This is a genomic window from Streptomyces sp. UNOC14_S4 (assembly GCF_020740835.1).
Classification (GTDB): domain Bacteria; phylum Actinomycetota; class Actinomycetes; order Streptomycetales; family Streptomycetaceae; genus Streptomyces.
Genome location: NZ_JAINFC010000621.1, coordinates 1 through 3,887, shown reverse-complemented (window position 1 = coordinate 3,887; position 3,887 = coordinate 1). Strand labels below are relative to the sequence as shown.

At 69.2% G+C, this 3,887-nt stretch carries 4 protein-coding genes; 3 read left to right on the top strand and 1 reads right to left on the bottom strand.

Annotated elements, in window-relative coordinates; translation table 11 throughout:
- The first annotated feature begins 448 nt into the window (after positions 1-448).
- The 3 genes from K6I34_RS33210 to K6I34_RS33200 all read left to right on the top strand — a co-directional run bounded on the left by K6I34_RS33210 (position 449) and on the right by K6I34_RS33200 (position 2,195).
- The gene (locus K6I34_RS33210) at positions 449-886 is read left to right on the top strand and encodes a WXG100 family type VII secretion target (RefSeq protein WP_229331760.1); all 438 of its coding nucleotides are present in this window, start codon (positions 449-451) and stop codon (positions 884-886) included.
- A gap of 14 nt (positions 887-900) precedes the next feature.
- A complete protein-coding gene (locus tag K6I34_RS33205) occupies positions 901-1,938 on the top strand; it encodes a hypothetical protein (protein ID WP_229331759.1) in 1,038 nt (345 codons plus the stop codon).
- A 65-nt stretch (positions 1,939-2,003) separates the two neighbouring features.
- Complete coding sequence (locus K6I34_RS33200; RefSeq protein WP_229331758.1) at positions 2,004-2,195, top strand: hypothetical protein; 192 nt, start codon at positions 2,004-2,006, stop codon at positions 2,193-2,195.
- Positions 2,196-2,222: 27 nt separating this feature from the next.
- On the opposite strand, the gene K6I34_RS33195 is transcribed toward K6I34_RS33200, so the two are convergent.
- The coding region (locus K6I34_RS33195) for a carboxylesterase/lipase family protein (RefSeq protein WP_229331757.1) at positions 2,223-3,887 on the bottom strand (1,665 nt) is incomplete at its 5' end.

Genomic DNA, 3,887 nt, shown 5'->3' with positions numbered 1-3,887 from the left:
CACCCGTTCCCGGGCCTGTTGCCCCTTCGGCGTCAGCCCGCCTCCCTGCGCGTACCTCATGAACACGGCATACCGCAGGGATCACGAGCCGTCACGACCAGCCGCTATCGCGAGTTCAACCTCAGTAACGCAACAGCTCGCGCAGGAGCAACTGACCGTCGGACAGGCCGCATCGCCAAATGAGATGACCTCTTACGCGTGCGCGGGTCAGGTATCCGCGAAGCCGCCTCCACATCACCGGTGTTGGACGACTTCCATCGGATGCGCATGCGGCGGTGATGTGCCGAGCGGGTTCGTAACGGCCGAACGATTCGCGTCGGAGTTCATTCAACGATGTGAATTGACGTGTCCTTGACGAGCGGTTGCCCGGCTCCGTGATCATCATCGATGTCCTCCGCCGCCGCACTGGTAGCGTGCGTATGAGCGTATCTGTCGCCATGGGGGAGACATGTCTTTCGAGGACGAATGGGCGCAGCTCGTAGCCGGTGCCAAGGAGCAGCAGGCTGCGCATATGCGATTGAACGGTGCGGGTGGCGGAGGCGGTGGCGGGCAGGGGAAGTTGCATGTGACGCCTGCCGTGCTGCGGGACCGTGCCGACAAGGCCGTGAACAAGGCGGCCAAGGAATTCCGCGAGGCCCATAAGGATGTCGTGTCCAAGACATCCGATGTGGGCGGGTCGTTGAAAGGGTTCGCCTGCGACGGCGCGTTCGGGGATTTCTCCGAGTCGTGGAAGAAAGGCGCCGCGTACGTGGCGGGGCAGATCGGTGAGGAAGGGCTCGCGAAGGCTCTCCGGTCGGCGGCGGATTCTTTCGGGCATGCGGACAAGAAACGGGAGGAGAGCTTCCAGGGGGTCCGCAGTACGTACAAGCCCGGTGACGTGATCTGAAGGGGGGAGCCGCCATGTCGCTGACGTACACCGATCTGAAGCACGCGAATCTGGAGAAGCTCGCCTCCGCCGTGGGGGTGTGGGCGCGATTGCCCAAGAACGTCCACGGTGCCGGGGAGACCTTCCGCACCGAAGTGGCGAAGGGGCTCCAGGAATCCGACTGGGAGGGAGAGGCGGCGCAGTCCGCGTCCACCGCCGTGTCGGGGCTGAGCTATCAGCTGGCGACGGCGGAGAGCGAGGCCCGCAGTGTCCACGACTTCCTGAACAACTGCCTGGAGTCCTTCCGGTCGGCGAAAAAGGAGCTCGAGGACATCACGCACGAGCTCGCCGGGCACGAGCATCTCTCCCTCAAGGGGGAGGACGGCTCGGTCCACGTCGATGCCGCCAAGGTAAAGCCGGAGGATCTGGCGCAGCTGCAGAAGGCGTACGAGCCGACCATCAGGTCCTACAAGGAGCGGACCCGGCAGGCGCTGGAGGACGCCCGGGAGACCGACGAGACGCTGAGCTGGGCTCTGAAGAGCATGAAACAGAGCTACGACAGCGGCTTTCTGCCCACCGCCCCGGTCAGCCTCACCGACGCGCGGCAGATGCGGAAACAGCAGGGGCGGGAGAGCGACAAGAAGATCTCCCTCAAGCTGCTCTCCGACCAGGAGATCGCGGACAAGATGCAGCACGCGTCGGACGGCAAGTTCGGCAACAGCACGCTCAAGCCCGCCGCCGAGTTCATCGGCTACCGGTCCTGGATGAACAGCGCCGACAGCATTCAGAAGCGCGACTGGGAGAGCGCGCGGACGTATTTCATCGGTGGCACGCCCGCGTACGCGGCGGGCATGGAGGCGTGGCTGATGGAGACCTCCGGCGGCGGGGGACGGCACCGCAAGCCCACGCTGATGAACAACGCGGGCAAGCTCGGCGGGAAGGTCTTCGGTTTTCCCGCGAGCGTCCTCGCCACCGGGCTGGATTTCTACTACACGCCCGCCATGCACGCCTCCGAGCGGCCCGATGCGAAGATCATGGCTCCCAAGGACCCCGGGCAGGTGCACTGGAAATGAGGCGTGGAGAGATGCGGCAGGGAAATACGCGGGGGAGGGGCGACGGGAAGGTGCCGGCCGGGTACGTGCTGTTCGGCAATCACCGGACGCTGATCCTCGGCGTCCTCGGCACGCTCGCCGGGGTCGTGGGCACCGTCGGGGGGATCTCCGACGGCGCCCGGGTGGTCGACATCCTTGGCTTCGCCGCCATCGGGGCACTGGGGCTCGCCCTGGCGGTCGGTTACGTGGTCGTCGCGTCGAAGCGGCCGCGTCGCTGATCCGGCCCGGCGACCCGAGGTCTACGGCTACGGCTTGCCCGTCACGATCGGCTGCCAGAAGCCGCAGTGGTGATCCGTACCGAAGTTGTTGATCGTGACGGACCCCGTGGGCCGCAGGGACAGGAAGCTGTCCGTGGACGTGCGGTACGGGTACCAGTGGGCGCGGTTGCCGCCGTTCGGGTCGAGCGTGGAGACGAAGGAGCTCCAGTAGGCGATCATCCGGTCGGAGAGCTTCCGCTGCTTCTCGGTGAACGTCACGCCGGGGAAGTCGAAGAGGTACGGCAGCTCGGTCGCGTGGGCGGCCCCCACCTCCTTCGAGCCGAAGAGCTGCTGCACGCCGGACCACGAGACCGGGTCCGGGTCGGCGAACTCGTAGGCGTACACCTTCGTGTGCGGCGCGAAGGCGCGTCCCACATGGCGGGTGCGGCAGGCGAAGTCGCCGTCCGTGACGGCGTGCCCGTAGGCGAGCCCGGCGTCGTCGTCATGGCTGCTGCGCGGGTACGCACGGGCCACGGTCTTCGCCCTGTCGCCGTACAGGGCCTCCAGACCGGACGCGTACTCCTCCGGCTGGAGCCTGCCCTTCAGGACGTACGTCACCTCGTCGTGGTTGGTGCCGATGAGAACCGGCACCTTCAGGGCCGGGTCGCCGACCACGGGGCCGGGGAGCAGGCTCGTCCCGTACGCCAGGCCGCTGACCGCGGAGGCCGGGGTGTCCGGGAGCGCGGAGACGGTCCGGGCACCGCCGCGTTTCGGCGGGCCGGTCAGCGCGCTCGCGGGCAGGGCACGCAGGCAGTCGGCGGCCGTGGCCTCGACGAAGCAGCCGAGCGACGTGGCGAAGACCGTGGCCGCCTCCTGCGCCGCCCCGATCCCCCGGCCCGCGCACGGGCCGCTCTCCATGACGGCAGCGCGGAACAGCCCCTTCGACGCGGGCGAGTTCAGCAGACCGCACACAGAAGCACCACCCGCCGACTCTCCCGCGACGGTGACCTTGCCGGGGTCGCCGCCGAACGCGCCGATGTTGCCCTTCACCCAGCGCAGGGCCGCCTGCTGGTCCATGAGGCCGTAGTTGCCCGTGTCCCTGCCGCCCGCGAGCGCGGGGTGGGCGAGGTAGCCGAGGGCGCCGAGGCGGTAGTTGATCGTGACGACGACGATGTCGCCCTGGGTGGCGAGGCGTTGAGCGGGGTACGCGTCGCCGCTGCCCCACATGTAGGCGCCGCCGTGCACCCACACCATCACGGGCAGCCGCTCCGCGCCGCTGCGGCGCTCGGGTGCCCACACGTTCAGGAAGAGGCAGTCCTCCTTGCCGGTGGCCGCCGCGCCGCCCATCGCCGGCTGGGGGCACGGCGAGCCCGGCAGCGTGGCGTCCCGCACGCCGTCCCAGGCGGCCGGGGGCTCCGGCGGGCGCCAGCGGCGGGCGCCGGTGGGCGGGGCGGCGTACGGGACGCCCTGGAAGAGGCGGTAACCGTCGCGGACGGAGCCGCGGAGGCGGCCCGCGTCCACGCTGACGACGTGACCGTCGTCGGCGTCGCCCTCGCCTTCGCTCTGAGGGGCGCAGCCTGCGATCGCTGCCGTCAGGGCCACCAGCGCGCTCGCCGCGGCGAGCAGCCGGATGGGTCTCGACCTCGCCGGTGGCGGCACGGGTGCCTCCTGGGGGGTGACGTTTCGCCGACGCTTGTCACCGTAGGCGGGGAG